Genomic DNA, 25,042 nt, shown 5'->3' on the forward strand with positions numbered 1-25,042 from the left:
AGCAGGGCCACTCCGATGCGTGCGTCGGCCGTGCCGTGCAAGAGGCAAGTCCTCCCCTCGACCTCTCTGGGCGATGAAGGCGGGACAGGAGTCGAACCAGGACTGGTGGAACTCGTTGCTCGGCGTGTGCCGGATCGCGGCTTTGCTGGCATTCGGAGCGGACGATCTTCCGCACCGCACCCAACACCTCGTCGTAGGTGGCGAGGCGGGGTGCTCGGGATCGAGGCCGGTCTTCCGGAGGACCTCCTTGTTGTGGAGGAGCACCACCGGATTGCTCTTCCTCGGCACCAGGTAGTACCTGCCGTCCGCGGAACGGTACTGCTTGGCGAGCGAGCCGCTGCGTCCCTCAATGCGCCGCTTCCCCTCCGGGAAGTCGTCATCGAGCGGGACCAGCCCTTCTACTTCTCGAACTGTGGGACCGACGCCGGCGCGATGTTCAACGTCAGGCTGGCGGTACCGCCGGCGACGATGGGGGCACTGATCACCTCCTCGGGGCTTTGCCCGCGGGGATGTTGTGCGCGGTGACCTTCTGGTCAGGGTGGAGCCACAGCACCGTGGTGGACGAGTTCACCGAGGTGCAGGGACCCCGGCAATGAACGCCGGGAAGAACGGGTCGGTGCCGATGAGCCCGAGCTCGCGGCTGAGCACCAGGCCGATCGCCCCCGCCTTGCCCAGCGACAGCGCCCTTGCCGGGCGGCTTGGCATCCAGCCCGGTTCCTCGGCCGCCGCCAGGACGCGCGCCTCGGTGGCCTCGGCGAGACCGGGCCGGTCGTTGAGCGCGAAGGAGACAGAACTCCGGGAGGCGCCGGCCAACCGGACCCCCGCCCGCCCGCGCGACCACGGCGCCCCCCGCCGCCCGGTCGGGCCGGCGGGGGGCGCCGTGGTCGTGACGTCAGCCCAGGGTGGACAGGGCCTCGTTGAAGGTGGCAGACGGACGCATCACCGCGGCGGTCCTGGACCGCTCGGGCTGGTAGTAGCCGCCGATGTCCGCCGGCGAGCCCTGGACCGCGACCAGCTCCTCCACGATGGTCTGCTCACGCTCGGCCAGGGTCTTGGCCAGGGCCGCGAAGGATTCGGCGAGCTGCGGGTCATCGGTCTGCCCGGCCAGCTCCTGGGCCCAGTACAGCGCCAGGTAGAAGTGGCTGCCGCGGTTGTCGATGCCACCGAGACGACGGCTCGGCGACTTGTTCTCGTTGAGCAGGGTGCCCGTGGCCCGGTCCAGGGTGTCGGCGAGGACCTGCGCCCGCGCGTTGCCCGTGGTGCGGGCGAGGTGCTCGAAGCTGGCCGCCAGGGCGAGGAACTCACCCAGGCTGTCCCACCGCAGGTAGTTCTCCTTGACCAACTGCTGGACGTGCTTGGGGGCCGAGCCACCGGCACCCGTCTCGAACAGCCCGCCGCCGTTGATCAGCGGGACCACGGAGAGCATCTTGGCGCTGGTGCCCAGCTCCAGGATGGGGAAGAGGTCGGTCAGGTAGTCGCGCAGCACGTTGCCGGTGACCGAGATGGTGTTCTCGCCGCGGCGGATGCGCTCCAGGGAGAACCTGATGGCGTCGACCGGCGACATGATCTCGATCTGGAGCCCCTCGGTGTCGTGCTGGGGCAGGTAGGTCCGGACCTTCTCGATGAGGCTGGCGTCGTGGGCCCGGTCCTGGTCGAGCCAGAACACCGTCGGGTCTCCGGTGGCGCGGGCGCGGGTGACGGCGAGCTTGACCCAGTCCTGCACCGGGATGTCCTTGGTCTGGCACATGCGCCACACGTCGCCGGCGCTCACCGCGTGCTCCAGCACCACGGCACCGCGGTCGTCCACCACGCGCACGGTTCCCGTGGTCGGGATCTCGAAGGTCTTGTCGTGGCTGCCGTACTCCTCGGCCTTCTGCGCCATCAGCCCGACGTTGGGCACCGACCCCATGGTGGTCGGGTCGAAGGCGCCGTTGGCCCGGCAGTCCTCGATGACCGCCTGGTAGATGCCGGCGTAGCTGCTGTCCGGGATGACCGCGAGGGTGTCGGCCTCCTGTCCGTCCGGTCCCCACATGTGACCGGAGGTGCGGATCATGGCGGGCATGGAGGCGTCGATGATGACGTCACTCGGCACGTGCAGGTTGGTGATGCCCCGGTCGGAGTCCACCATGGCCAGGGCCGGCCCCTCGGCCAGCTCGGCCTCGAAGGACGCCTTGATCGCGGCGCCCTCGGGCAGCGCGTCGAGGCCGTTGAGGATGGCGCCGAGGCCGTCGTTCGGGCTCAGCCCCGCCGCGGCCAGCGCCTCGCCGTGCTCGGCGAAGGTCCTGGGGAAGAAGGCGCGCACCACGTGCCCGAAGATGATGGGGTCGGAGACCTTCATCATGGTGGCCTTCAGGTGCACCGAGAACAGCACTCCCTCGGCCTTGGCCCTGGCCACCTGCGCGGTGAGGAACTCCCGGAGCGCCGCCACCCGCATCACGGAGGCGTCCACGACCTCCCCGGCGAGCACCGGCACCGACTCGCGCAGCACCGTGGTGGAGCCGTCGTCCCCCGCCAGCTCGATCCGCAGCGACCCGGCCTCAGCAATGGTCGCGGACTTCTCGGTGGAGCAGAAGTCGTCGGCGTCCATGTGCGTCACGTTGGTCCTGGAGTCGGAGGACCAGGCGCCCATCCGGTGCGGGTGCGTCCTGGCGTAGTTCTTCACCGAGGCGGGCGCGCGACGGTCGGAGTTGCCCTCGCGCAGCACCGGGTTGACGGCGCTGCCCTTGACCCGGTCGTACCGGGCGCGGATGTCCTTCTCCTCGTCCGTCTTGGGGTCGTCAGGGTAGTCCGGGAGCGCGTAGCCCTGCTGCTGCAACTCGGCGATGGCCGCCTTGAGCTGCGGGATCGAGGCCGAGATGTTCGGCAGCTTGATCACGTTGGCCCCTGGGGTCTTGACCAGCTCACCCAGCTCGGCGAGCGCGTCGTCGATCCGCTGGCTCTCCTCGAGACGCTCGGGGAAGCTGGCGATGATCCGCCCGGCCAGGGAGATGTCACGCGTCTCCACCCGAACCCCGGCCGTCGCCGCGTAGGCCTCGATCACCGGCAGGAGCGAGTAGGTCGCCAGGGCCGGGGCCTCATCGGTGTGGGTGTAGATGATGGTCGAATCAGTCACCGGATACTCCGCTTCACTTCTGCAACATTGCTCGACATCAAGATATCTCGAGATCGGCTTCCCGTTCGAGGCGGTCCGGTGCCGGTATGGCCTTCCGCTCCCCGGCGACGCGGTCCCGGGCGACGCGGTCCCGGGGCCGGCTCCCTGCGGCCGACACGGTGACCCGTCGGGGGTCGGGTTCCCGGGTCCACCGTCCACTGCGGGAAGACTGGGACGTCAGGAGGCCGTGAGCGCGGGAAGGGCGGGGCGCCGGACGGGTGACGGTGCCGCGCCGCACCGGCCCGCCTGTCCGCACAACCGTGTTCTCAACCGTGCCGGGAGTGGCGTCATGGGTGTCTCGGTCGTCCTGTTCACCTCCAACCTCCGGCTGCACGACAACCCGCCGCTGCACTCCGCAGCCCGGACGGCCGACGCGGTGGTGCCGTTGTTCGTCCGGGACCCCGCGATCGGCTCGGCCGGGTTCGACGCGCCCAACCGGCGGGCGTTCCTCGCCGACTGCCTCGCCGACCTCGATGCCGGCCTGCGCGAACGCGGAGCGCGCCTCGTCGTCCGCTCCGGGGACGTCACCGAGCAGGTGTGCGCGGTGGCGGCCGGGGTGGACGCGGACCAGGTCCACGTGGCGGCCGGGGTCAGCGGCTACGCACGGCGACGGGAGGAGCGGCTGCGGGCGGCCCTGGAAGCGGAGCGCCGACGGCTGTGCGTCCACGACGCGGTCGTCACCGCGGTGGCCCCGGGGGAGATCACTCCCGGGGGCGGCGACCACTTCGCGGTCTTCACCCCCTACCTGCGCCACTGGCTGGGGGTGCCGATGCGCGGGCCGCTGGGCGCGCCCCGCCGGCTGCGGGTGCCGGACGGCGTCCGCTCCGAGCCGCTGCCCTCCCGGGCGGAGGTGTCCGGCCTCTCCCCCGGGCTCGCGGCGGGTGGCGAGAGCGAGGGGCGCAGGCGGTTCGCCAGGTGGCGCCGCGACCGGATGGCGGCGTACCACGAGCACCACGACGACCTCGCGGGCGACGCCACCTCCCGCCTCTCCCCGCACCTGCACTTCGGGACCCTGTCCCCGGTCGAACTCGTGCACCGCTCCCGCGACGGCGGCCCCGGCGCCGACGCGTTCGTCCGGCAGCTCGCCTGGCGCGACTTCCACCACCAGGTGCTGGCGGCGCGCCCCCAGTCGTCGTGGTCCGACTACCGCACGCACCACGACCGCTGGCGCACCCCGAGGTCGGCGGCGCGGGAGGTCGAGGCGTGGCGAGCGGGCCGCACGGGCTACCCGGTGGTGGACGCGGCGATGCGGCAGCTCCAGCACGAGGGCTGGATGCACAACCGCGGCCGGCTGCTCACCGCGAGCTTCCTGGCCAAGACCCTGTACGTGGACTGGCGGGTCGGCGCCCGGCACTTCCTGGACCTGCTGGTGGACGGGGACATCCCCAACAACCAGCTCAACTGGCAGTGGGTGGCCGGTACCGGCACGGACACCCGTCCCAACCGCGTGCTCAACCCGGTCGTCCAGGGCCGGCGCTACGACCCGCACGGGGAGTACGTGCGGCGCTGGGTGCCCGAACTCCAGGGGTTGCACGGCTCGCTGGTGCACGAGCCGTGGCGGCTGCCCCCCGCGGAACGGGCGGGGTACGACTACCCCGGACCGATCGTGGACCTCACCGAGGGCGTGGCCCGTTTCCGCCGGTCCCGCGGCAAGGAGTGAACGCCGCCGAACGGCCCCGCGCCCGCCGGGGCGCGGCCCAGCGCCCCGGCGGGCGCGAGGGGCGCACGGGGGCGCGGCTCAGCGCAGCCGGTGACGTTCCACCCGGTCCGCCGCCAGGGTCAGGCCGTGGCCGGGGCGCGTCCGGTCGGGGCGGAGCAACCCGCCGGGTTCCGGGGTGAGGACGCCGTCGAACAGCATCCGTTCGACGCGCACGTGGTCGTGGAAGTACTCCAGGTGCCGCAGGTGCCACACCGCGGTGCAGACGTGGGCGCTGATCTGCGGGGCGCAGTGCGCGGACAGGTCCACGCCGTGGGCGTCGCACAGGGCGGCGGTCCGCAGGAAGCCGGAGACGCCGCCGCAGCGGGTGACGTCGGCCTGGAGGCAGTCCACCGCCCCGGCGTCCAGCATCCGCCGGAAGTAGGGAAGCTGGAAGCCGTACTCACCGGCGGCGATGTCCAGGCCGGCGGGCCCCCGGTCCCGCAGCAGCCGCAGCCCCGCCAGGTCGTCCGAGCTGACCGGCTCCTCCAGCCAGGTCACGCCGTGCTCGTCGCGGAGCCGCCCGGCCCAGTCCAGGGCCTGCTTGCGGTGGTAGGCACCGTTGGCGTCCACGTACAGCTCGACGTCGTCGCCGATCGCCGCGCGGGCCGCCCGCAGGCGACCGTGGTCGGCCCCGGGGTCCCGGCCGACCTTGATCTTCACGCGGGGGACGCCCTGCTCCACCCACCCGGTGAGCTGGTCGGCGAGCTCCCGGTGGTCGTAGGAGGTGAACCCGCCGCTACCGTAGATCGGGGTCGCGTCGTGGACCGCGTCCAGCGCGGTGACCAGCGGGACGCCCAGCAGCCGCGCCTTGAGGTCCCACAGGGCGATGTCCACCGCGGACACCGCCATGGCCGCCTGTCCCGGCAGGCCCTGGTTGCGGCAGGCACGGAGCATCGCCGTCCAGGCCCGGCCCGGTCGCAGGGCGTCCTTCCCTGTCACCACGCCGGCCAGTTCCCCGTCCACCAGGTCGGCGGCGGCCGTGCTGGCGTACGTCCAGCCGAGGCCCACGCACCCGCCGGCGTGCGCCTGGACCACGACGACCGTGGTGGAGTCCCAGGCCAGGGTGCCGTCGGACTCCGGCAGGTCGGTGGGGATGCGCCAGGCGCCGGTGCGCACCGCGTCCAGCGGGACCGTCGTGTCCGTCACGTCCATGCCGTTCCTTCCCGGTGGTGACCCTCCGTCGTCCCGGCCGCACCGCTGCGTCCGCCCGGCCCACGGCGCGTTCCGCCCGGTCCGAGGGCGCGTCCGCACGGCGTCGCACGGTGCCTGGCGGGACCTGGGGCCGGGGTTTCCGCCGGTGGGCGCCGGCAAACGGGGAGCGGGGCGCTTTCACCCGCTGCTGACGGGTCGCCGGGCGTCGTCAGGTGTTCGGTTTCAGGTCAACCACCGGGCGGGAAGGGGTCACCAGCCTGCTGCCGAACGGCCGTGGACTAGCCGTGACCGAAACGATCCAGCCGATCCGGAAGGACCAGCGATGAGACGCACCATCGGATCCCGCACCGCCGTACTCGCCGGCGTGCTCCTGGCGGTGGCCGCCGTGGCCGCGACGGCCGTCCCCGCCGCGGGCGGGGCACCCACCTCCGGGGACGAACCCCTGGCCAGGGCGGTGACCCAGCTCGACCGGGCGACGCGGTGGACCCTGGCAGAACGGATCAGGCTGGACTTCCCGACCCACCACCCGCAGGGCCTCACCCGGGTCGGGGACCGGCTGTTCCTGTCCAGCGTGGAGGTGATCGAGCCGCCGGTGAAGTACCCCGAGCCGGTGGACGGCCACGACCGGTCACCGGGCAGGGGCCGCGGCCACGTCTTCGTCCTCGACCTGGAGGGCCGCCTGCTCCAGGACATCGTCCTCGGCGAGGGCCACGCCTACCACCCCGGTGGCATCGACTCCGACGGCACGTCGCTGTGGGTGCCGGTCGCGGAGTACCGGCAGTACAGCGCGTCGATCATCTACCGCATCGACCTGCGCACCCTGACGGCGCACCGGGAGTTCGAGGTCCCCGACCACGTCGGCGGCATCGTCCCCGACCCCAGGACGGGAAAGCTGCACGGGGTGACCTGGGGGTCGCGCGAGTTCTACACCTGGTCCCGCAGCGGCAGGCAACTGGAGCACACCCGCAACCCCAGCCACTTCGTGGACTACCAGGACTGCGCCTACACCGAGCGTGGGCTGATGCTGTGCACGGGCGTCACCAACTTCCGCAGCGCGAGCGGCGCCGCGTTCGAACTCGGCGGCATCGCCCTGCTCGACCTGGCGACCAGGTCCGTGCGGCACGAGGTCCCGATCCAGCTCTGGTCCTCCGCCGGGCACGTCGCCACCCGCAACCCGGTGCACCTCGAGACCGACGGCGGCACCCTGCGGATGTGGGCGGCCCCGGACGACGGTGAGGAGGTGTCCGGCACCGAACTGCTGGTCTACCAGGCCGTGGTCGGCTGAGGCCGGGGTGGGGGGCGACCGGCCCGGCGGCCCCGACCCGGCGGCCGGGCCGCCGGGCGGAGCAGCAGGAGGGGCAGGAGCAGCAGGAGGGGCGGGGACGGGCGCCCCGTCGCCGCTGGCACCCGCCCGCCTGTGCGGGCAGAACGCCTAGGACTGGCCGGCGCCGCCCATCATCTCGCTCATGTCCAGGGTCTCCGCGGCCGGCGGGGCCTCGACCACGACCGGCTTGTTCATCTCGAGGAAGGTGATGGTGACGTCCATCGGGCCCTCCTTGGCGTCGGCCCGGGTGCGGAACTGCTTGGTGTGTCCGCTCTCGTCGATCCACATGTCCATGGTGAGGACGTCCACGCCGAGCTTCTCGTACTCCTCGAGCTTGCTCTCCCGGCGCTCACGGACCTCGGCGTCCTGGCCGTCCAGGCTCTTCCGGAGGGCGTCCATGGTGATCGTGCCGGTGTAGTGGGTGGTCTTCACCCCGTCAACCCTCTCCGCGCCGACCTCCTTCACGTCGTCGGCCTCGGTCATGAAGTTGGACTCCTCGGCCGGGTTCTCGTTCGTCTGGCCGCCCAGCTCGTCCAGCGGGTTCTGGCCGCCCGCCTCCTCCATGGCGGCCATGTCGAACTTCAGCCACTGCGCGCCCGTCTCGCTGGCGGCCTCCTCGCCGCCGCTCATGTACATCGCGCCGTCGACGAGCCGTATCTCGACCTCGCCGCTGCCCTCCGTCGTCCCGTCGTCCACCTTCATCTTCATCTGCATGGCCGGGGGGTCCATGGCCATCGAGGACTGGCCCTCGAGGGTCCCGGTGCCCGGGACCTCGCCGCTCATCCGGAAGGTCAACGAGGTGATCTGCTCGTTGTGCTGCGCGGCCTTCTTGATGGCCGCCGCGGGCGCCACCGCCGCCGGCCGGGGAGCCGAACTCCGGGTCGCGGAGTCCCTGGGCTTGGACTCGGACTCGGAGGAGGAGTCCGAGCAGGAGGCAGCGCCGAACAGCGCGGCAGCCAGCAGGACACCAGTGACACTGGCTCGGGCGTGCGGTTTCACGGCTCTCTCCAATGGAACGTACGAGCGATATTGGGCGGGATGCGACAGTACTCCACGGCGGCCCCCTCCTGGACCGGGGGCCGGTCCCCGGGTGCCGTGCGCCCGTCCTCGAAGGATCGTCCGACTCCGGCCGTTACGGCTCGGCCCAGGACTCGTTGCTGGGGGTAGGTCCACTCATCCGTTCGAAGCGAGAAGGTATGACGCACACTCAACAGCGACCGGCGCCGAGGAGCCGGGCACACCGACGACGGTTCCGCGGCGCCACCCACGAGGGCGTCCGGGGAGGCGCCCGGTGACCTCGATCCACACGGTGCCGTCGCCCGCCGACGGCGACACCGTCCACCCGGGCCCGGACCCGGACCTCGCGCGGTACCTGGCCCGGCACCCGGCGCCCGCGGCGGCCGTCGACGCCCTGATCCGCGACGAGCAGGGCCGCCTGCTGATCGTCGATCCCTCGTACAAGGCGGGCTGGGACGTGCCGGGCGGCATGCTCGACGACGAGGAGCTGCACGTCGGTCTCTGCCGGGAGCTGGAGGAGGAACTCCAGGTCAGCAACGTCCGCGTCGGCCGGCTGCTCGCCGTGGACAGCATCCCCCGGAGCGTCTACGGCCGCTCGCTGATCGCCTGTGTCTTCGCGGTGCGCCTCGCGGAGCCCGTGGCGGCGGAGCACCTGGTCCTGCAGGCGGACGAGATCCGTGCCGCCGCCTACCTCCCCGAGGCCGAGGCGCTGGCCCGCCTGCCGGGCGGGCTGCGCCGCCGTGTCGCCGCGGCGGTGGACGCCGAACGCGGCGCCCACACCGCCTACCTCTGCGACGGGCGCCCGCTGAACGCCGGCTGACCACGCCGGGCCCACCGGGGCCGCCGGCCACGCGGCCCCCACCGGCGCCCCCTCAGCAGATGCGCGGCAGTTGCTCCCCCAGCGGCAGGTCCACGATCCGGCGGGCCCCCACCAGGGTGCGCAGGACGACCCGCCCCGGGGGCCCCTCGGTCACCTCCCCGATGCGGACCGCGTGCGCGCCCTCGGGCAGCGAACGCATCAGCCGCAGGGCCCGCGCCGCGGAGTCCCGGCCGACGAAGGCGACCAGGCAGCCCTCGTTGGCCACGTGCAGGGGGTCGAGGCCCAGGAGGTCGCAGGCGGCGGCCACCGGCGCCGGGACGGGGAGGACCCGTTCGTCGATCTCCACCTGGACCCGTGAGTCGCGGGCGATCTCGTTGAGGGAGGCGGCCAGACCGCCCCGGGTGGGATCGCGCAGGGCGTGGACGTCCGCCCCCAGCGGGGCGAGCTCCCGGACCAGGCGGTGCAGCGGTCGGGTGTCGGAGACGACGTCGGAGACGAACCCGAGGTTCTCCCGCACGCTGAGCACCGCCGTGCCGTGTGCGCCGATGGGACCGCTGAGCAGGACGGCGTCACCGGGGCGGGCGTGGGCCGCGGACGGGCTCAGGCCGGCGACCCGGCGGCCGACGCCGGTGGTGGTGATGAACAGCTTGTCGGCCTGCCCACGGTTGACGACCTTGGTGTCGCCGGCCACCACCGGGACCCCGGCGTCCCGGGCCGCCGCGCCGAGCGAGGCCAGCACCGCCCCGAGCTCGGAGAGCCGCAGCCCCTCCTCCACGACCAGCGCGACGGTCAGGGCCAACGGCTGGGCCCCGCGCATCGCGAGGTCGTTGACGGTGCCGTGGACGGCCAGGGCGCCGATGTCACCGCCCGGGAAGAACAGCGGACTGACCACGAACCCGTCCGTCGTCAGCACCAGGCCGTCGTCCCCCGGCAGGACCGCGGCGTCCTCCAGCGGGCCCGTCGCCGTGGTGCTTCCGGGGGTGAGCGCGGGCAGCACCAGGGTGTCCAGGAGCTCGGCGGACAGCCTCCCCCCGGCCCCGTGGCCGAGCAGCACCCGGTCGTCCTCCACGTGCGGCAGCGGGCACCCGATCACACCGGGCTCCCGGTGGCGGCGGCCGTGCGGCCAGCGGCGTGGAAGGCGGCGCAGGTGCCCTCCGACGACACCATGGGCGCGCCGAGCGGGGTGCGCGGGGTGCAGCGCGTCCCGTACGCCGAGCAGTCGGTGGGCAGTCGGGTGCCGGTGAGGATGGCGCCGGCGATGCAGTCCGGGTGCTCCCGGGGGCGCAGGGCGCCGACGTCGTACCGCAGCGCGGCGTCGAACCCGGCGAACTCCTCGGCCAGCCGCAGCCCGCTCGACGGCAACGGGCCGAGCCCCCGCCACACCTGGTCGGCGACGCGGAAGACCCGGCTCACGGCGGTCTGCGCCTCGGTGTTCCCCTCCCGGCGGACGGCGCGGGCGTACTGGTTCTCGACCTCTGCGCGGCCCTGTTCGAGTTGGCGCACCGCCATGTGGATGCCCTCCAGGAGGTCCAGGGGTTCGAAGCCGGTGACGACGATCGGCACGCGGTACCGGCGGGCGATCGGTTCGTAGGCGGTCCAGCCCATCACCGCGCAGACGTGCCCGGCCGCGAGGAACGCCTGGACCCCGCAGTCGGGGGACTCCAGCAGCGTCGTCATCGCCGGTGGCACCAGGACGTGGCTGACCAGCAGGCTGAAGTTGCGCAGCCCCAGGCGGGAGGCGTGCAGCACGGCCATGGCGTTGGCCGGTGCGGTGGTCTCGAAGCCGACGGCGAGGAACACCACCTCGCGGTCGGGCTCCGCCCTGGCGATCTCCACCGCGTCCATCGGCGAGTAGACCACCCGCACGTCGGCACCGCGGGCCCGGGCCGAGAGCAGGTCGGTGGAGGAACCGGGGACGCGCAGCATGTCGCCGAAGCTGGTGAACACCACCCCCGGTCGGGCGGCGATGTCCATGGCCCGGTCGAGGGTCTCCAGCGGGGTCACGCACACCGGGCAGCCGGGGCCGTGCACCATGCGGATGCCGGCCGGCAGCAGCTCGTCGATGCCCTGGCGGACCAGGGTGTGGGTCTGGCCGCCGCACACCTCCATGATCTGCCAGGGCCGGGTGGCGATGGCCGCCGTCCTGGCCAGCAGTCGCCGGGCGAGGACGGGGTCCCGGTACTCGTCGGGGATGCGCACCGATGGTTCCTTCCGGTCTTAGTGACGTTCCACGGTGAGGTCGAGGAAGTGGGCCGAGCAGGAGATGCACGGGTCGTGGTTGCGGATGGCGCGCTCGCAGAGGTGACGGAGCTGTTCGTCGTCGGGCTCCGGGCCGGTGTCCATGCGGGACTGCGCCACCCGCCGCAGGTGTTCCTCGATGGCCGCCTGGTTCTGGGCCGTCGGCGGGATGAGGCTGGCCTCGGTGACGGTGCCATCGGCGTCCAGGTCGTACCGGTGGTAGAGCAGGCCCCGGGGTGCCTCGGTCGCCCCGTGCCCCCTGCCGGGGCGCGCCGGCACCGGCACGGCGGGGGCCGGCGGGGGTTCGTAGGCGTCGATGACCCGCAGGGCCTCGTCGATCGCGTAGACCACCTCCACGGCGCGCACCAGGATGCTGCGGAACGGGTTGCGGCAGACGGTGCCGGCGCGGGGGTCGCCGAGTCCGCCGGCGAGGGCCGCCTCGACGGCGAGCGGGGAGAGCCAGCGCCCGCTGACGGCGTAGCGGGCGAGGGGGCCGGTCAGGTGGCGGTGGCCGTCGAGCGAGGAGTACAGCGCTGTGGAGTGGGGGAGCTGGCGTTCGACGACGTGGCGTTCGAAATCGCGGACGGGGAAGGTGCTGGTGGGCAGTGCCCGGGTGCTGGAGGCGGGGAGCCGGGCCGAACGGGGTGCGGGCATCACGGTGGGCGTGCCGGCCTCGATGGCGTAGCGACCGGGTTCGGCCAGGGCCAGGAGGTGGTCGTCGCAGCCGGCGTCGGGGAAGTCGAAACCCGCCGCCCAGGTGACGGTGTGCAGGGCGTCGTCCAGGGCCCGGCGCAGCCGCTCGGCGAGGGGGGCGAGCTCGGCGCGGGTGGGGGTGCGGTGGAAGCCGCCGAGCTGGACGTTGACCGGGTGGATCGAGCGCCCGCCGAGCAGCGCCACGATGGCGTTCCCGGCCTGTTTGACCCGCAGTCCGCGTTCGACGTCGGCGCGGTGGTCCCGGGCCATGGTGATCGCGTCCGGGTAGCCGAGGAAGTCGGGGGCGTGCAGCAGGTGGATGTGGAGGGTCTGGCTCTCGATCCACTCCCCGCAGTACAGCAGCCGGCGCAGCGCGGCGAGCTGGCCGGTGACCGCGACCTCGCAGGCGTCCTCCACCGCCCGGCAGGCGCTGAGCTGGTACGCCACCGGGCAGATCCCGCACACCCGTGAGGTGATGTCCGGGGGTTCGCGGTGGGTGCGGCCGCGCAGGAACGCCTCGAAGAACCGCGGCGGCTCGTAGATGCGCAGCCGTGCCTCGGTGACCCGCCCCTGTTCGACCCGCAGCCGCAGTTCGCCCTCCCCCTCGACGCGGGACAGGGCGCCGACGTGGACCGTCCGGGTACCTCGGTGGGTCACTCGTCCTCCCACCGGTGTCGCGGTGCGGCACCGTCCTGTCCTGGTCCGGGCTCCCCGGTCGCGTCCCGTTGCCCGGCCTCCGGCGGCCGTTCGGCCTCCGCGAGTGCCGAGGAGGCCGCGGCGAACTCGGGGGCGGCCGTGTTGAAGGTGCGCAGCACCCGGACCACGTCGAGTCCTGACATGCCGTCCCGGCGCAGGAGGGGGACGAACGCCGGGAGGTTGGTGGAGCCCGAGGGGCCGAAGCAGCCGTAGCACCCCCGCCCGTAGGCGGGGCAGAGCGCGCCGCACCCGTCGTGGGTGACCGGCCCCAGGCACGGGACGCCCTTGGCTACCGGCAGGCAGACCGTGCCGCGCCGCTTGCAGGGGAAGCAGACGCTGTGGTCGGAGATGTCGGGGCGCCGGCCGGCGAGGTGGGCGGTGATCACCTCGAGGAGCTGTCCGCGGTCGACGGGGCAGCCGCGCAGCTCGAAGTCCACCGGCACGTTCAGGGAGATCGCCGTGGAGTCGGCGAGGGTCTCGACGTACTCGGGGCTGGCGTAGACGGCGGCGCGGAACTCCGCGACGTCGGCGAAGTTCCGCAGCGCCTGGATGCCCCCGGCGGTGGCGCACGCGCCGATGGTGACGAGGTACCGGGAGACGTCCCTGATGTGCCTGATCCGTTCGGCGTCCGCGGGGGTGGTGATGGAACCGTCCACCAGGGACAGGTCGTAGGGGCCGGGTCCCGCGGCGCTCGTCGCCTCCAGGAAGTACGAGATCCGCACCTGGTCGGCGAGCGGGAGCAGCTCGTCCTCGCAGTCCAGGAGCGTCAACTGGCAGCCGTCGCAGGAGGCGAACTTCCACACGGCCATCGTCGGTCGTCGGTCCACGCCGCTCACAGCTCCCTCACGGCCAGGAGCGCCTCGGCGCGGTCCCAGGCGACCACCGGGCCGTCCCGGCACAGCAGCAGGGGGCCGAGCTGGCACTGGCCGCAGTGCCCGGTGCCGCAGCGCATGGTGCGTTCCAGGGAGAGGAAGACCCGGGAGGCGGGGACGCCGCGGTGGACCAGGTCCCGGGCGGTGGCCCGCATCATCACCTCGGGGCCGCACAGGTACGCCGTCGTGTTCCGCGGCTGGTACGGCACGCGGTCGAGGAGGGTGGTCACCACGCCGACGTTCCCGGTCCACCCCGGTTCCGGCCGGTCCACGGTGACCGCCACCGGCGCCCGTTGGGCCCAGGTGTCGCACTGGTCCCGGTAGAGCAGGTCGGCGGGGGTGCGGGCGCCGACGACCAGGGCGACGCCGCGGTGGTCCCGCGGTTCGTCGAGCGCGCGCAGCAGCAACGGCCGCAACGGGGCGAGGCCCACGCCGCCCGCCACGAGCAGCAGGTCGCCTCCCCTGGCCGCGGCCAGGTCCCAGGGGGTGCCGAAGGGGCCGCGGACCCCCACGTGGTGTCCGGGGCGCAGCCCGGCCAGCGCCGAGGTGACCGGGCCGACGGCGCGCACGGTGTGCGTCAGGCCGGTCCCGGACGGGGTGGTGCCGCTGAGGGACAGCGGGACCTCGCCGCGGGGGAAGGCGTAGACCATCGCGAACTGGCCGGGCCGGAACGCCGGCAGTGGGTCGCCGACCGGCTCGAGGGTGAGGGTGACGGTGTCGGCGGTCTCGCGGTCCCGCCCGACGACCTGGTAGGGCTGGGGGACGTTCACCGGCCGCCTCCGCGGGGCGGCCCGTAGAGGTCGAGCAGCCGGGCCCGGGCGCCCCTGAGCCGGCGCCCGATGACGGAGCCGACGGCGCAGGTGAGCGCGTGTCCGAAGTCGGGGTCGCGGGCGCAGCGGTCCCGCACGGCCGCGGCGTCGAACTGGCGGGCGGTGACGGGGCTGAGGGTGCGGGCGCCGAGGTGCCAGCGGTACGGCGGGAACAGCCACGACCAGCCCACCAGGTCGCCGGGGCCCAGGGTCTCGACGATCGGCGGTGACTGCCCGGGGACGTGCACGTCCAACGCGACGGAGCCCTCCTCCGCGATCCAGAACCGCTCCGCCAGCTCCCCCTCGTCGAAGATCCGGGCGCCGCTGGGGAAGCGCACCGTTTCGGCGAGTGCCAGGAGCTGGCCGCGCTGCGGCTCGGTGAGGCCGGTCAGGAAGCCGGCGCTGGTCGTCACGACGCCCCGGCCCCTTCCGCGTCCCGGCCCGAGGCCTCCGCGTGCAGGGCGTGCGCCTCCTCGGTGATGTCGATGGCGACGGGACACCACACGATGCACCGGCCGCAGCCCACGCAGCCCGAGCTGCCGAACTGGTCGTGCCAGGTGCCGATCTTGTGGGTGAGCCACTGGCGGTACCTGCTCAGGCCGCTGCGCCGCACCGTCCCGCCGTGCATGTGGGTGAAGTCCAGGTCGTAGCAGACGTCCCAGCGCCGCCACCGCTCGGCGTGCTCCCCGGTGAGGTCGGTGACGTCCTCGGTGGTGGTGCAGTAGCAGGTCGGGCAGACCATGGTGCAGTTGCCGCAGGTGAGGCAGCGTGCGGCGACGTCGTTCCAGCGCTCGGCCTCGAGGGTGTCGCGCATCAGGTCCCGCAGGTCCACCGGGGGCATGGTCCGCCCCATGCGCCCGGCGGCCCGGGTGACGGCCTCCTCGGCCCGGGCGACGGTGGTGGGGTCGGCGGGCCGCACGGGGAGTTCCGCCAGGACCTCGGCCCCCGCCTCGCTGCCGGCGCGCACCCAGAACCGGTGGCCCCGTTCGTCGTCCACCTCGGTCAACGCCAGGTCGTGGCCCCCGTGCACAGCCGGTCCCGTGCCCATGGAGACGCAGAAGCAGGTGGCTCCGGGCTCGACGCACTCCACCACCACCAGGAACGCCCCGGTGCGCCTGCGCCGGTACGCCTCGTCCCGGTGCGGGCCGCCGACCAGCACCCGGTCCTGCACCGCGATGGCGCTCAGGTCACAGGGGCGGACACCCAGGAAGGCGTACGCCGGTGGCCGGTCCACCTCCTCGCGCACCGTCAGGGTGCCGTCGGGGCCGCGGTCGGCGGTCCACTGCCGCACCCGCTCCGGGTGCAGGTACTTCTTCCAGGACTGCGGACCGGCGCTGTGCGCGAACGCCATCCGGTCCGACCTGCGACGCAACCGGTAGCGTCCGGCCTCCACCTCCACGCCCCAGCCGAACGGCAGCTCACTGGCCGACGTCAGTTCCGCCAGCACGATCGCGTCGTCACGCACCGTCGGTCCCACCACGGTGCGCCCGCGCCGGACCAGCGCCTGGCGCAGCGCCTCCAGGCCGTCCGGTCCCATCACGGCCTGCCGCGTCGGCTCCGTCATGGCCGGCCCGCCCCCCGTCGGGGTTGTGCGGGTCCCTCGTGTGCCCGCTGGTCCGACGGCGGCAGCGGCTCGCCGAGCTCGCCCTCCACCACGTCTCCCATCGCGCGCAGCACCTCGAGGGTGCGCCGGGCCTCGGCCTCGTGCACCGTGGTGATGGCGAAGCCGACGTGGACGATCACGTAGTCACCGCTGGCCGCCGTGGGCGTGTACGTGAGGCACGCCTCACGGCGCAGCCCGCCGAAGTCGATCGTTCCCATGCGCAGGCCCTCGTCCTGGTGGACGTCGATCACGCGCCCCGGGATGCCCAGGCACACTTACGGTGTCTCCCTTCCCAGGCGGGCGGCGGCCACCGCGGCCTGCCCGAAGCTGACGCCCCCGTCGTTGGGCGGCACCGCGCGCCCGACCAGCACCCGCAGTCCGGCTCCCCGCAGCCGCCCGCTGACCTCGTCGAGCAGGCGGAGGTTCTGGAAGCAGCCCCCGGACAGGCACACCGGGCCCGGGGCGCCCTCGGCCACGGCGCGCTCAACGAGACCGGCCGTGGCCAGGGCGACGGCCGAGTGGAACGCCGCGGCCAGGCACGGCACGGGGACGCCGTCCGCGGACCCGCGCAGCAGGGCGGTGAGGGTGGGCAGCGGGTCGTACACCCACACGCCGTCAGCCGCCCGCACCAGCCGCCAGGGCAGCGGCTCGGGACGCAGGTCGCCGGCGGCGGCCTCCAACGCGACCGCCGCCTGTCCCTCGTAGCTGACGCGGTGCCGCAGCCCGAGGATGCTGGCGGCGGCGTCGAACAGCCGCCCGGCGCTGGACGCCCGGGGGCAGTTCACCCCGCGCTCGACCACCTCCCGCACCGCGCGGGCCTCCCCGTCACCGAGGCCCGACGCGTAGGCGTCCACCAACGCCGGGTCAGCGGCGGGCGAGCCCAGGTCCTCGGCGCCGAGGAGGTACCCGAGCGCCATCCGGCCCGGTGCCCGGACGGCCGCGGCCCCTCCGGGCAGCGGAGCCGTGGCGAACCGGCCCGCCCTGCGGTACCCGGCGAGGTCGCACACCAGGACCTCCCCACCCCACAGGGTGCCGTCGTCGCCGAACCCGAGACCGTCCAGGGCGACCCCCACGAACGGCCCGGGGAGGCCGTGTTCCGCGGCGCAGGCCGCGACGTGGGCGTGGTGGTGCTGCACCGCGACGCGGCGCCCTGCGGGCCAGCGCGCCGCCCACTGCGTGGACAGGTAGCCGGGGTGCAGGTCGTGCACCACGACCTGTGGGTCGATCCGGCAGAGCCGGGAGAGCTGCCCGTACGCCCGTTCGAAGGCGTCCGCGGTGCCCGCGTCCTGGAGGTCCCCGAGGTGCGGCCCGATCACCGCCCTGTCCCCCGACACCAGGGTGAACGTGTGCTTGAGCTGCGCCCCCACCGCGACCAGCGGTACCGGGCTGGGCAGCGGCAGCCGCAAGGGGGCCGGAGCGTACCCCCGGGCGCGGCGGACGGTGAGGACGCCCCGGTCGGTGGCGCACACCACCGAGTCGTCACACCGGCTGTGGATCGCCCGGTCGTGTCCGAGGAAGCCGTCCGCCACGGGCCCGAGGCGTTCCCTGGCCTCCGCGTCGTCGATGACGATCGGCTCCCCCGCGAGGTTGCCGCTGGTGCACACCAGGGGGCGGCCCACGTCCCGCGAGAGCAGGTGGTGCAGCGGGCTCGCCGGCAGCAGGACGCCGACGCGTCCGGTGCCCGGGTGGACGCCCGCGGCGACCCCCGAGGACCGCCCGCGCGCCGGCACCAGCGTGACCGGGCGGGCGGCGGAGGCGAGCAGGGCCCGCTCCGCGTCCCCGAGACGGGCCAGCCTCAGCGCCGCGTCCAGGTCCGGCACCAGCACCGCGAACGGCTTGTCCGGACGCCGCTTGCGGCGCCGCAGCCCGGCCACCGCGCGGTCGCTGGTGGCGTCGCACACCAACTGGTAGCCCCCGACCCCCTTGACCGCGACCACCGCCCCGTCGATCAGGGCCCGCACCGCGGCGCGCAGGGCCTCCTCGCCCCCGCGGGTCGAGGCCGGCGACCACCAGGACAACCGGGGCCCGCAGTCAGGGCACGCCAGCGGCTCCGCGTGGAAACGCCGGTCCTGCGGGTCCGCGTACTGGGCCGCGCACGCCGCGCACAGCGGGAAGTCCCGCATCGTGGTGCGTTCCCGGTCGTACGGCAGGTCGGTGATGACGGTGGCGCGCGGACCGCACGCGGTGCAGTTGGTGAACGGGTAACGGTGCCTGCGGTCCGCGGGGTCGAAGAGCTCGCGCAGGCACTCGGCGCACACGGCCGCGTCCACCGGGACCTCGCGGACCGACGGCTCCCCGGCCCCGACGCTGTCCAGCACCGCGAACCCCGAGCCGGGAACCACCGCCCCGGGGTCGAGCTGACCCACCGTGACCTCGGCGACCACCGCGAGCGGCGGGGCCTGGTCCCGACAGCGGGCGACGAACTCCCGGAGGCCACCGGGGGTTCCGGCCGCGGCGGCGAGGACGTGCCCGTCCACGTTGCGCACCCAGCCGTCCAGGCCCAGCGCGGTGGCGGTGCGGTACACGAAGGGTCGGAAGCCCACCCCCTGCACGGTGCCGGAGACCTCGACCCGCCACGCCTCCCTGCCCCCGACCGCCGCCCTGTCGCCCGCCACGCCCGTCGCCGCGGCCGCCCCGGTCACCCCCGCCGCCCCGCCCCGCTGCCGGCGACGCCGCCGGCGACGCCATCCGCGATGTCGTCCGCGAGGTCGTCCGCCTCCGCACGGCCCCGTGCGGAGGCGCGCTCCGCCGCGCGGTGGCGCAGGATCTCCTGCCTGACGCGTTCCGCCAGCGGCGCCACCGCCGCACGCACCGGCGCGGACAGACCGGTGCCGAGGGACGAGTCCGCGCCCTCCACCGCGAACACCACCAGGCGCGGCGGCAGGTGGCCGAGGACCCGGGCGAGCTCCACGGCCTCACCGAGCCCCAACCCGTGCGAACTCGCCGACGCGGACGCCCGCAGCTCACCCCCGGTGACCTCCAGCCGGTGCACCCGTCCGGGACACCCGGGGTGCGCGTGCGCGGCATCGACGACGACGCACAGGGCCGCGCCCCGCCACGTCCCGATCAGCCGGCCCGGGTCGCCGTCGGACACCGTCAGGACCACCCCGTCCAGCGAGGAGGTCCGCTCGGCGAGTTCGGCCAGGCGCCCGACCACCGCCCAGCCCACGCCGTCGTCCCGCCTGAACTCGTTGCCCACGCCGACGACCACCGTCCGGCCGTTCCCGCTCATGCTCTCCGTCCGCCGACGCCGCCCTTCCCCGTGCACCGGCCAGTCTCGTCCGGCCGCCCGGCGGCGCCCGACCGACGCGCCCCGCAGTCATCCGTTCGGCCGGAGGCGCGGGACCCGCGGGAGCGGGACCCGCGGGAGCGGGACCCGCGGGTGCGCCGCGGGCGGCGGGGCCGGCGGACGACGGCTCCCGTCACCTCAGCCGGCGCAGGAACGGGTCGAAGCGGCGGGCCGGCTGGAGCCTGATCCGCACGTCGAGCGTGACGACGCCGTCCGGCCGGGCCACCACCGGGTTGAGGTCCGCCTCGGCGAGCTGCGGCAGGTCCGCCGCCATCCGGGACAGCCGCAGCAGCAGTTGCTCGAGCCCCGCCACGTCGACGGGCTCCCCACCGCGGTGGCCGAACAGCAGCGGCGCGCAGCGCGGCTCGGTCAGCAGCCCGTAGACGTCGCTGTCGGTGAGCGGTGCCAGGCGCGCCACGTGGTCGCCGATCACCTCCGTGGCCGTGCCGCCGAGCCCGAAGAGCACCAGGGGGCCGAACACCTCGTCCTGGACCACGCCGGCGAACAGTTCCGTGCCGCGCCTGGCCATGGGCTGGACCAGGACCCCGGTCATCCCGTCCCCGAACCGGGAGGCCAGTTCCTGGTAGCCGGCGCGCACCTGGGCCCCGCCCACCAGGTCGAGCAGGACCGCGCCCCGCTCGCTCTTGTGCAGCAGCCCCGGCCCGTACGCCTTGAGCACGGCCCGGCCGTCGCGTGCCGTGAGCCGTTCGGCCGCGTCCGCGGCGGCGTCCGCGTCCCCCACCCAGGCCCACGGCACCTGCGGAACGCCGTAGCGGTCGAGCAGGTCCGCGCACTGCGGCGGGTCGAGCCACCCGCCGTCGGGGTGCGCGGCGAGGAACGCGTCGACGAGCTCGGCCGCCCCCTCGGTGTCGACGCCGGCCAGCTCGGGGACGATGCCGGCCGGGCGGGCACGCCAGCGGGCGTACGCGGCGGCGTGGGCCAGCGCCCGGGCGGCCGACTGGGGGTCGGCGAACGCCGGGATGGGACGGCCCTCCCCCGGCGTCAGCAGGCGCACGCCCTCGGGCTGGTGGGGAAGGACCGCCACCAGGGTGCAGGGCAGCTCGCCGCAGCAGGTGGTCAGTCCCCGGACCAGGTCCTCCCCCGTCGCCTCGCCCAGCGCCGTGGGGACCAGGCTGACCACCACCGCGTCCACGGCGTGGTGCCGGCACAGCCGCTCCACGCAGGCCGTCAGCGAGGACTCCCGCACGGCGGGCGAGGTGTCGATGGGGTTGGTCACCACCGCGCTCCCCGGCAGGTCCTCGCGCAACGCGGTGACCAGCTCCGCGGGGAGCTCGGGCACGGACAGGCCCGCCTCGACGCAGGCGTCCGCCGCCAGCACGCCGGACCCGCCGGCGTTGGAGACGATGGCCACCGAGGTCCCCGCAGGCAACGGCTGGGTGTGCAGCGTCGCCGCCGCGTCCAGCAGTTCGGCGATGCTGCGGGTCGCGACGACGCCGGCCTGGGTGAACAGGGCCCTGCGGGTCACCGTGCGGGTGGCGGCCGCCGCGGTGTGCGAGGCGGCGGCCCGCCGGCCGGGCTGGGAACGGCCGGCGTCCACGGTGAGCACCGGCATCCGCCGTCCGACGCGGCGGGCGGTGCGGGAGAAGGCCCGGGGGTTCCCGAACGACTCCAGGTGCAGCACGGCCAGGTCGGTGCACCCGTCGCTCTCCCACCACTGGAGCATGTCGTTGCCGCTGACGTCGTACTTGTCGCCCAGCGAGGCGAAACTGGACACCCCGATGCCCAGCCGGGACAGCCCCTCGAGCAGCGCGATCCCCACCCCTCCGGACTGCACCGCGACGCCCGCCCTGCCCGGCAGGGGCTGCTGCGGCGCGAAGCTGGCGTTGAGCCGCGCCCGCTGCTCGGTGTTGGCCAGACCCAGGCAGTTGGGGCCCACCAGCCGCATCCCGTGGTCCCGGCAGGCGGCCAGCAGCTCGGCGCCCTGCTCAGGGGTGAACCCGGCGGTGAGCACGGCCAGCGTGCGCACCCCGGCACGCCCGCACTCCCGGGCCACGCCCGCGGCCCGGTCGGCGGGCACGGTCACCACGGCCAGGTCAGGGACGTGCGGCAGGTCACCGACCTTCGGGTACGTCGGCAGGTGCTCCAGCAGGTGGGCGTGCGGGTTCACGACGTACAGCAGTCCCGGGTAGCCGGCGCGCCGCAGGTTCTTCAGCACCGCGCGCCCCACGGAGGTCGGTTTGCGTCCGGCGCCGACCACGGCGACGCACCTCGGGCGCAGCAGGTGCTCCATGCTGGCGACGTCCGCCCGGCGGGCCCGGTCGTCCACCGCGTCGAGGTACCGCCCCTGCTCGTCGCGCAGCCACACGGTGCACCGCACCTCGCCGCCCTCGTAGCGGCGGGACACGGGCAGGCCGAGGTCGGCGAAGACCTTCAGCATGGCCTGGTTGTCGGCGAGGGTGTCCGCGGTCAGCGCCGTCAGCCCCGCCTCGCGGGCGGCGTGCACCAGGTGCTCCACGAGCAGCGTCCCGACGCCCCGGTGGTGCCACCGCTCGGCCACGGCCACGCCCAGCTCCGCCACGTCCGCCTCGTCGTCGCCGCCCACGTACTCGGCGACCCCGACGACCTGGTCCTCCGCGCCCGCGAGCAGCGCCTGGTAGCCACGCCTGGCAGGCCCGAACACCCTCTCGACCGCCTGCTCCGCGGATTCCCGGCTCACCCCGAAGAAACGCCCCCGCAGGCTCTCCCGTGACATCTCCTCGTACATCCGGCGCACTGCCCCGGCGTCCTGCGGGCACGGCGGGCGCAGCCACACCGTGGTGCCGTCGGCCAGCAGCGCGTGGTCCTCCCGCGGGAGGCGTTCGGCCTGGGTCATGCCTGATCACCGAGTTTCCCTGGAGACGCGTCGGACCTCCAGCGTCCAGCGCCCCGGCCGGCACGTCCGCCCCCGTGGTCCACCCGGACGAAAAACAGCACTGAACGGCTGACGTCCCGGCCACCCGGGGACGAGTCGGCGTACGGGAACCCCCATGCGGTCGCCACGGACCGTGCCACCCGGTGACGGGGCCGGGTGGCACGGGGCCGCCGGGCGGCGGGGACGTGCTCCCCCGCCGCCCGGCGGCTGTCTCGACTTCGGTGGGTCAGGTGGTGGGTCAGGTGGTGGGGGTGGGGGTGCAGGTGCGGTCGCCGATGAAGGCGTTGTCGACGGCCCACCAGCCGGAGTTCTGACCGCGGTAGTGCAGGCGGTACCTCACGGTCGTCCGGTCGGCGGCCTGGGGGACGGCGACGACCTGGTTGGCGGTGCCGGCCTCGGCGGCGTAGCCGTGGGCGGACCAGACGGTCTCCCAGGTCCTGCCGCCGTCGAGGCTGAGGTCGACGGAGGTGGTGGAGTTGACGGCGGGTTCGAGGTGCTGGCCGAAGTCGATGGTGGCCTCGGTGCGGCCGGTCATGTCGTAGGTGGGGCTGGTGAGGTAGGTGTCCTGGAGGTACCCCTTGCCGGAGTTGCGGGAGTCAACGATGGCGAAGGAGCCGTCGCCGCCGGTGTGGTTGCCCCGCTCCCCGGGGTCGGTGAACTGCCAGCCGGGCTGGTAGCGGTAGTTGGGGATCTCCGGGTCCACGTTGGTGACGGTCCAGCCGCGCGGAGCCTTGGCCTGGGAGAACGTCTCGGTGGTGCCGTCGCGGGTGACCTGGTACCCGCGGGCGGTGCACTCCAGCGCCACGGTCAGGCCCACGTCGAGGCTCCGGCCGGTGGTGCCGAGGGTCAGGGTGCGGGTGGTCGGGTCGTAGCCGGGTTCGGTGGCGGTGTAGGTGAGGGTGTAGGCGGTGTCGGGGAGCAGCGGCAGGGTGTAGGCGCCGGTGGAGGGGTCGGTGGTGGCCGACCACCGGTGGCCCCTGCCGTCGTCGGCGACGACCTTCGCGGCCAGGCCCCAGCCCTGCCCCGAGCCGTCGGTGACCTTCCCGGTGACGTCCACCCGCTGGGTCGGGTTCAGGGCCGGGCTGTGGGTGAGGGCCTGGTCCTTGGTGAGGGTGAGCGCGGTGGTGTCGGTGACGTAGCCGAACGCGGACGCGGACACCTGGTAGTCGCCGGCGACCAGCCGCAGCGTGTACGTGCCGTTGGCCGGCACGGTGAACCTGCGGTTGACCGGCCCGGTGACGGAGACCTCGGCGCCGGGCAGGGGCTGACCGGTGTCGGCGTCCGTGACGGTGCCCGACAGCGTGGCGGTGCCGGCGACACCGACGTTCACCAGCGCGAGGGCGTCCAACCGGCCCTCGCCGTAGACGTTGTTGTTGGCCGCGGTTCCGCCGCAGGTGGTGTCGTCGGTGTCGATCGCGGACAGGTCCAGCAGGTCACGGGTGGCCTGGATGTCGTGGGCGTACTCCGGCCGGGCCGACCACAGCAGCGCGACCGCGCCGGCGGTGTGCGGGGCCGCCATCGACGTCCCGGACATGAGCTGGTAGCCGTTGCCGGGCGCCGCCGAGCGGATGTTCACCCCGGGCGCGGAGATGTCCGGCTTGACCGTCCCGTCCTGGCCGGGACCCCGGCTGGAGAACGAGGCGATGGTGTTGTCGCTGTCGTAGGCGCCGACCGAGTAGTTGAGGGTGCGGCTGCCCGGTGTGCCGGAGGTCCTGCAGGCGGGGCCCTCGTTCCCGTTCGACCAGATCCCCATGATCCCCGAGGCCGCCCAGGCCTCCTGGACGTCCTCGAACAGTGGCTCGTCGGACGGGTTCACGCTGCCCCACGAGTTGTTGACGATGTCGGGGCGCCTGGCCGGGTCCGGGTTCTGCCCGTTGGCGTCGGTGGGCGCGAGCATCCACTGCGACGCGGCCAGCAGATCGACGTCGGAGCAGGTGGCGCAGCCGTTCGCGGTGATCCACCGCACCCCGGGGGCCACCCCGATCTGGTTGCCGGCGCCGTCGTCCCCGGCCATGGTGCCCATGGTGTGGGTGCCGTGGCCGTTCTTGTCACACGGCCCCGCGCCCTTCTCGCACGCGCCGGAGGTGTCGAACCAGTTGTAGTCGTGGGTGAAGGTGCCGTCGCCGTTGTTGCCCCGGTACTGCCGCACCAGCGCCGGGTGGTCGAACTGCACCCCGGTGTCGATGTTGGCGATGACCACGCCCTCACCGCTGCGCCCGGTCTGCGCCCAGACGTCGTCGGCGTTGATGTTGGCCACGCCCCACTCCAGGCCGCCCGCGGCGGCCGAAGCGGGCTCGGACTCCACCGGCTCGGGCGGGGCGTACGTCCTGGACACCCGCACCTCGGCGACGTCGGCGCGGGCGGCCAGCGTCCGCACCACGGACTCCGGCGCGTCCTGCACGAACACCGCATTGGTCACCCAGAACGACCTGGTGCGCAGGCCCTCGGCCCTGAGCAGCGAGCGCACCGGGGCCTGGGAGTCGGCGGCGGTGGCCTTCAGGTCGGCGACGACCTCCCGGCCCCGGGCGGTGTCGTCGGTGAGCCGCCGCGCGGACGTGAGGTCGGTGTCCTCGACGAGGCGCACCCACACGTCAGCGGTCTCGGCGGTGGCGTAGGCGGCGGCCAACTCCGGGGCCACCTTCGGTTCCGCCCGGGCCGACGTGGCCGGTCCGGCGGCCGAGGGCGCCCCGTCCTTCGGGGCGTCCCCGCCGGTCTGGGCCATCGCCGGCGCCAGGGCCCCGGCGACCAGCGCCAACGTGCACGCCGCCACCGAGGCCAGCCCGGCGGTGGAACGAGGAGTCCGCATG

Annotated in this window: 20 protein-coding genes; 4 read left to right on the forward strand and 16 right to left on the reverse strand. The window is 74.3% G+C overall.

Annotated elements, in window-relative coordinates; translation table 11 throughout:
* Nucleotides 1–210 precede the first annotated feature (210 nt).
* Complete coding sequence (locus tag A3IG_RS34300; RefSeq protein ID WP_157862281.1) at nt 211–525, forward strand: hypothetical protein; 315 nt, start codon at nt 211–213, stop codon at nt 523–525.
* Between the two features lie 42 nt (nt 526–567).
* On the opposite strand, the gene A3IG_RS0117470 is transcribed toward A3IG_RS34300, so the two are convergent.
* Both A3IG_RS0117470 and A3IG_RS0117475 read right to left on the reverse strand, forming a co-directional pair.
* The gene (locus tag A3IG_RS0117470; RefSeq protein WP_018384877.1) at nt 568–813 is read right to left on the reverse strand and encodes a LacI family DNA-binding transcriptional regulator; all 246 of its coding nucleotides are present in this window, start codon (nt 811–813) and stop codon (nt 568–570) included.
* Between the two features lie 79 nt (nt 814–892).
* Nucleotides 893–3,112 carry an NADP-dependent isocitrate dehydrogenase gene (locus A3IG_RS0117475; RefSeq protein WP_018384878.1) on the reverse strand — a complete coding sequence of 740 codons (2,220 nt, stop codon included), beginning with the start codon at nt 3,110–3,112 and terminating at the stop codon, nt 893–895.
* Between the two features lie 328 nt (nt 3,113–3,440).
* Between A3IG_RS0117475 and A3IG_RS0117480 the strand changes: the two genes are divergently transcribed.
* The gene (locus A3IG_RS0117480; protein WP_018384879.1) at nt 3,441–4,811 is read left to right on the forward strand and encodes a cryptochrome/photolyase family protein; all 1,371 of its coding nucleotides are present in this window, start codon (nt 3,441–3,443) and stop codon (nt 4,809–4,811) included.
* 78 nt (nt 4,812–4,889) lie between these two features.
* On the opposite strand, the gene A3IG_RS0117485 is transcribed toward A3IG_RS0117480, so the two are convergent.
* Nucleotides 4,890–6,002, reverse strand: a complete 1,113-nt coding sequence (locus A3IG_RS0117485) for an enolase C-terminal domain-like protein (RefSeq protein WP_018384880.1) — start codon at nt 6,000–6,002, stop codon at nt 4,890–4,892.
* A 322-nt stretch (nt 6,003–6,324) separates the two neighbouring features.
* Here A3IG_RS0117485 and A3IG_RS0117490 point away from each other — a divergent pair, with 322 nt between their 5' ends.
* Nucleotides 6,325–7,287 carry a DUF6454 family protein gene (locus A3IG_RS0117490; protein WP_018384881.1) on the forward strand — a complete coding sequence of 321 codons (963 nt, stop codon included), beginning with the start codon at nt 6,325–6,327 and terminating at the stop codon, nt 7,285–7,287.
* Between the two features lie 147 nt (nt 7,288–7,434).
* Here A3IG_RS0117490 and A3IG_RS0117495 read toward each other — a convergent pair whose 3' ends face one another.
* Complete coding sequence (locus tag A3IG_RS0117495; protein WP_026220368.1) at nt 7,435–8,337, reverse strand: LolA-like protein; 903 nt, start codon at nt 8,335–8,337, stop codon at nt 7,435–7,437.
* A 280-nt stretch (nt 8,338–8,617) separates the two neighbouring features.
* Between A3IG_RS0117495 and A3IG_RS34590 the strand changes: the two genes are divergently transcribed.
* Nucleotides 8,618–9,163 (forward strand): NUDIX domain-containing protein, encoded by a 546-nt coding sequence (locus A3IG_RS34590; protein WP_018384883.1) that lies wholly within the window; start codon nt 8,618–8,620, stop codon nt 9,161–9,163.
* Between the two features lie 52 nt (nt 9,164–9,215).
* Here the strand turns inward: A3IG_RS34590 and hypE are convergent, their stop codons facing one another.
* The 12 genes from hypE to A3IG_RS30165 form a co-directional block, all read right to left on the reverse strand.
* On the reverse strand, nt 9,216–10,256 hold the full coding sequence (gene hypE, locus A3IG_RS0117505; RefSeq protein ID WP_018384884.1) for a hydrogenase expression/formation protein HypE: 1,041 nt from the start codon (nt 10,254–10,256) through the stop codon (nt 9,216–9,218).
* Nucleotides 10,253–11,362: a hydrogenase formation protein HypD gene (gene hypD / locus A3IG_RS0117510; protein WP_018384885.1), complete on the reverse strand. Its 1,110-nt coding sequence runs from the start codon at nt 11,360–11,362 to the stop codon at nt 10,253–10,255. The genes hypE and hypD overlap by 4 nt, the downstream gene beginning before the upstream one ends.
* Before the next feature lie 18 nt (nt 11,363–11,380).
* Nucleotides 11,381–12,751 (reverse strand): Ni/Fe hydrogenase subunit alpha, encoded by a 1,371-nt coding sequence (locus A3IG_RS0117515; protein ID WP_018384886.1) that lies wholly within the window; start codon nt 12,749–12,751, stop codon nt 11,381–11,383.
* Complete coding sequence (locus A3IG_RS0117520) at nt 12,748–13,599, reverse strand: NADH-quinone oxidoreductase subunit B family protein (protein WP_018384887.1); 852 nt, start codon at nt 13,597–13,599, stop codon at nt 12,748–12,750. Before A3IG_RS0117520 ends, A3IG_RS0117515 begins: the two co-directional genes overlap by 4 nt.
* Before the next feature lie 23 nt (nt 13,600–13,622).
* Entirely contained in the window at nt 13,623–14,432 is an 810-nt protein-coding gene (locus A3IG_RS0117525) for an FAD/NAD(P)-binding protein (protein WP_018384888.1), read from the reverse strand.
* Nucleotides 14,429–14,884, reverse strand: coding sequence for a cyclic nucleotide-binding domain-containing protein (locus A3IG_RS0117530; RefSeq protein ID WP_018384889.1), 456 nt, complete (start codon nt 14,882–14,884; stop codon nt 14,429–14,431). The genes A3IG_RS0117525 and A3IG_RS0117530 overlap by 4 nt, the downstream gene beginning before the upstream one ends.
* A complete protein-coding gene (locus A3IG_RS0117535; RefSeq protein WP_018384890.1) occupies nt 14,881–16,035 on the reverse strand; it encodes a 4Fe-4S dicluster domain-containing protein in 1,155 nt (384 codons plus the stop codon). The genes A3IG_RS0117530 and A3IG_RS0117535 overlap by 4 nt, the downstream gene beginning before the upstream one ends.
* Complete coding sequence (locus A3IG_RS0117540; protein WP_018384891.1) at nt 16,032–16,349, reverse strand: HypC/HybG/HupF family hydrogenase formation chaperone; 318 nt, start codon at nt 16,347–16,349, stop codon at nt 16,032–16,034. The genes A3IG_RS0117535 and A3IG_RS0117540 overlap by 4 nt, the downstream gene beginning before the upstream one ends.
* Nucleotides 16,350–18,689, reverse strand: a complete 2,340-nt coding sequence (gene hypF, locus A3IG_RS0117545) for a carbamoyltransferase HypF (protein ID WP_018384892.1) — start codon at nt 18,687–18,689, stop codon at nt 16,350–16,352.
* 23 nt (nt 18,690–18,712) lie between these two features.
* Complete coding sequence (locus A3IG_RS0117550) at nt 18,713–19,306, reverse strand: hydrogenase maturation protease (protein ID WP_018384893.1); 594 nt, start codon at nt 19,304–19,306, stop codon at nt 18,713–18,715.
* A 190-nt stretch (nt 19,307–19,496) separates the two neighbouring features.
* Nucleotides 19,497–22,196, reverse strand: coding sequence for a bifunctional acetate--CoA ligase family protein/GNAT family N-acetyltransferase (locus tag A3IG_RS0117555; protein ID WP_018384894.1), 2,700 nt, complete (start codon nt 22,194–22,196; stop codon nt 19,497–19,499).
* Nucleotides 22,197–22,473: 277 nt separating this feature from the next.
* Nucleotides 22,474–25,041 carry a S8 family serine peptidase gene (locus A3IG_RS30165; RefSeq protein WP_051087539.1) on the reverse strand — a complete coding sequence of 856 codons (2,568 nt, stop codon included), beginning with the start codon at nt 25,039–25,041 and terminating at the stop codon, nt 22,474–22,476.
* Nucleotide 25,042: the final 1 nt, after the last annotated feature.

This window comes from Wenjunlia vitaminophila DSM 41686, assembly GCF_000380165.1.
In the GTDB taxonomy this organism is placed as follows: Bacteria; Actinomycetota; Actinomycetes; order Streptomycetales; family Streptomycetaceae; genus Wenjunlia; species Wenjunlia vitaminophila.

Bases quoted from the DNA above. Each gene is read 5' to 3' on its own strand.
- A3IG_RS0117480 (WP_018384879.1), top strand. From the start codon at position 3,441: ATGGGTGTCTCGGTCGTCCTGTTCACCTCCAACCTCCGGCTGCACGAC.
- A3IG_RS0117485 (WP_018384880.1), bottom strand. From the start codon at position 6,002: ATGGACGTGACGGACACGACGGTCCCGCTGGACGCGGTGCGCACCGGC.
- A3IG_RS0117490 (WP_018384881.1), top strand. From the start codon at position 6,325: ATGAGACGCACCATCGGATCCCGCACCGCCGTACTCGCCGGCGTGCTC.
- A3IG_RS0117520 (WP_018384887.1), bottom strand. From the start codon at position 13,599: ATGGCCGTGTGGAAGTTCGCCTCCTGCGACGGCTGCCAGTTGACGCTC.
- A3IG_RS0117535 (WP_018384890.1), bottom strand. From the start codon at position 16,035: ATGACGGAGCCGACGCGGCAGGCCGTGATGGGACCGGACGGCCTGGAG.
- A3IG_RS0117550 (WP_018384893.1), bottom strand. From the start codon at position 19,306: ATGAGCGGGAACGGCCGGACGGTGGTCGTCGGCGTGGGCAACGAGTTC.
- A3IG_RS0117555 (WP_018384894.1), bottom strand. From the start codon at position 22,196: ATGACCCAGGCCGAACGCCTCCCGCGGGAGGACCACGCGCTGCTGGCC.
- A3IG_RS30165 (WP_051087539.1), bottom strand. From the start codon at position 25,041: ATGCGGACTCCTCGTTCCACCGCCGGGCTGGCCTCGGTGGCGGCGTGC.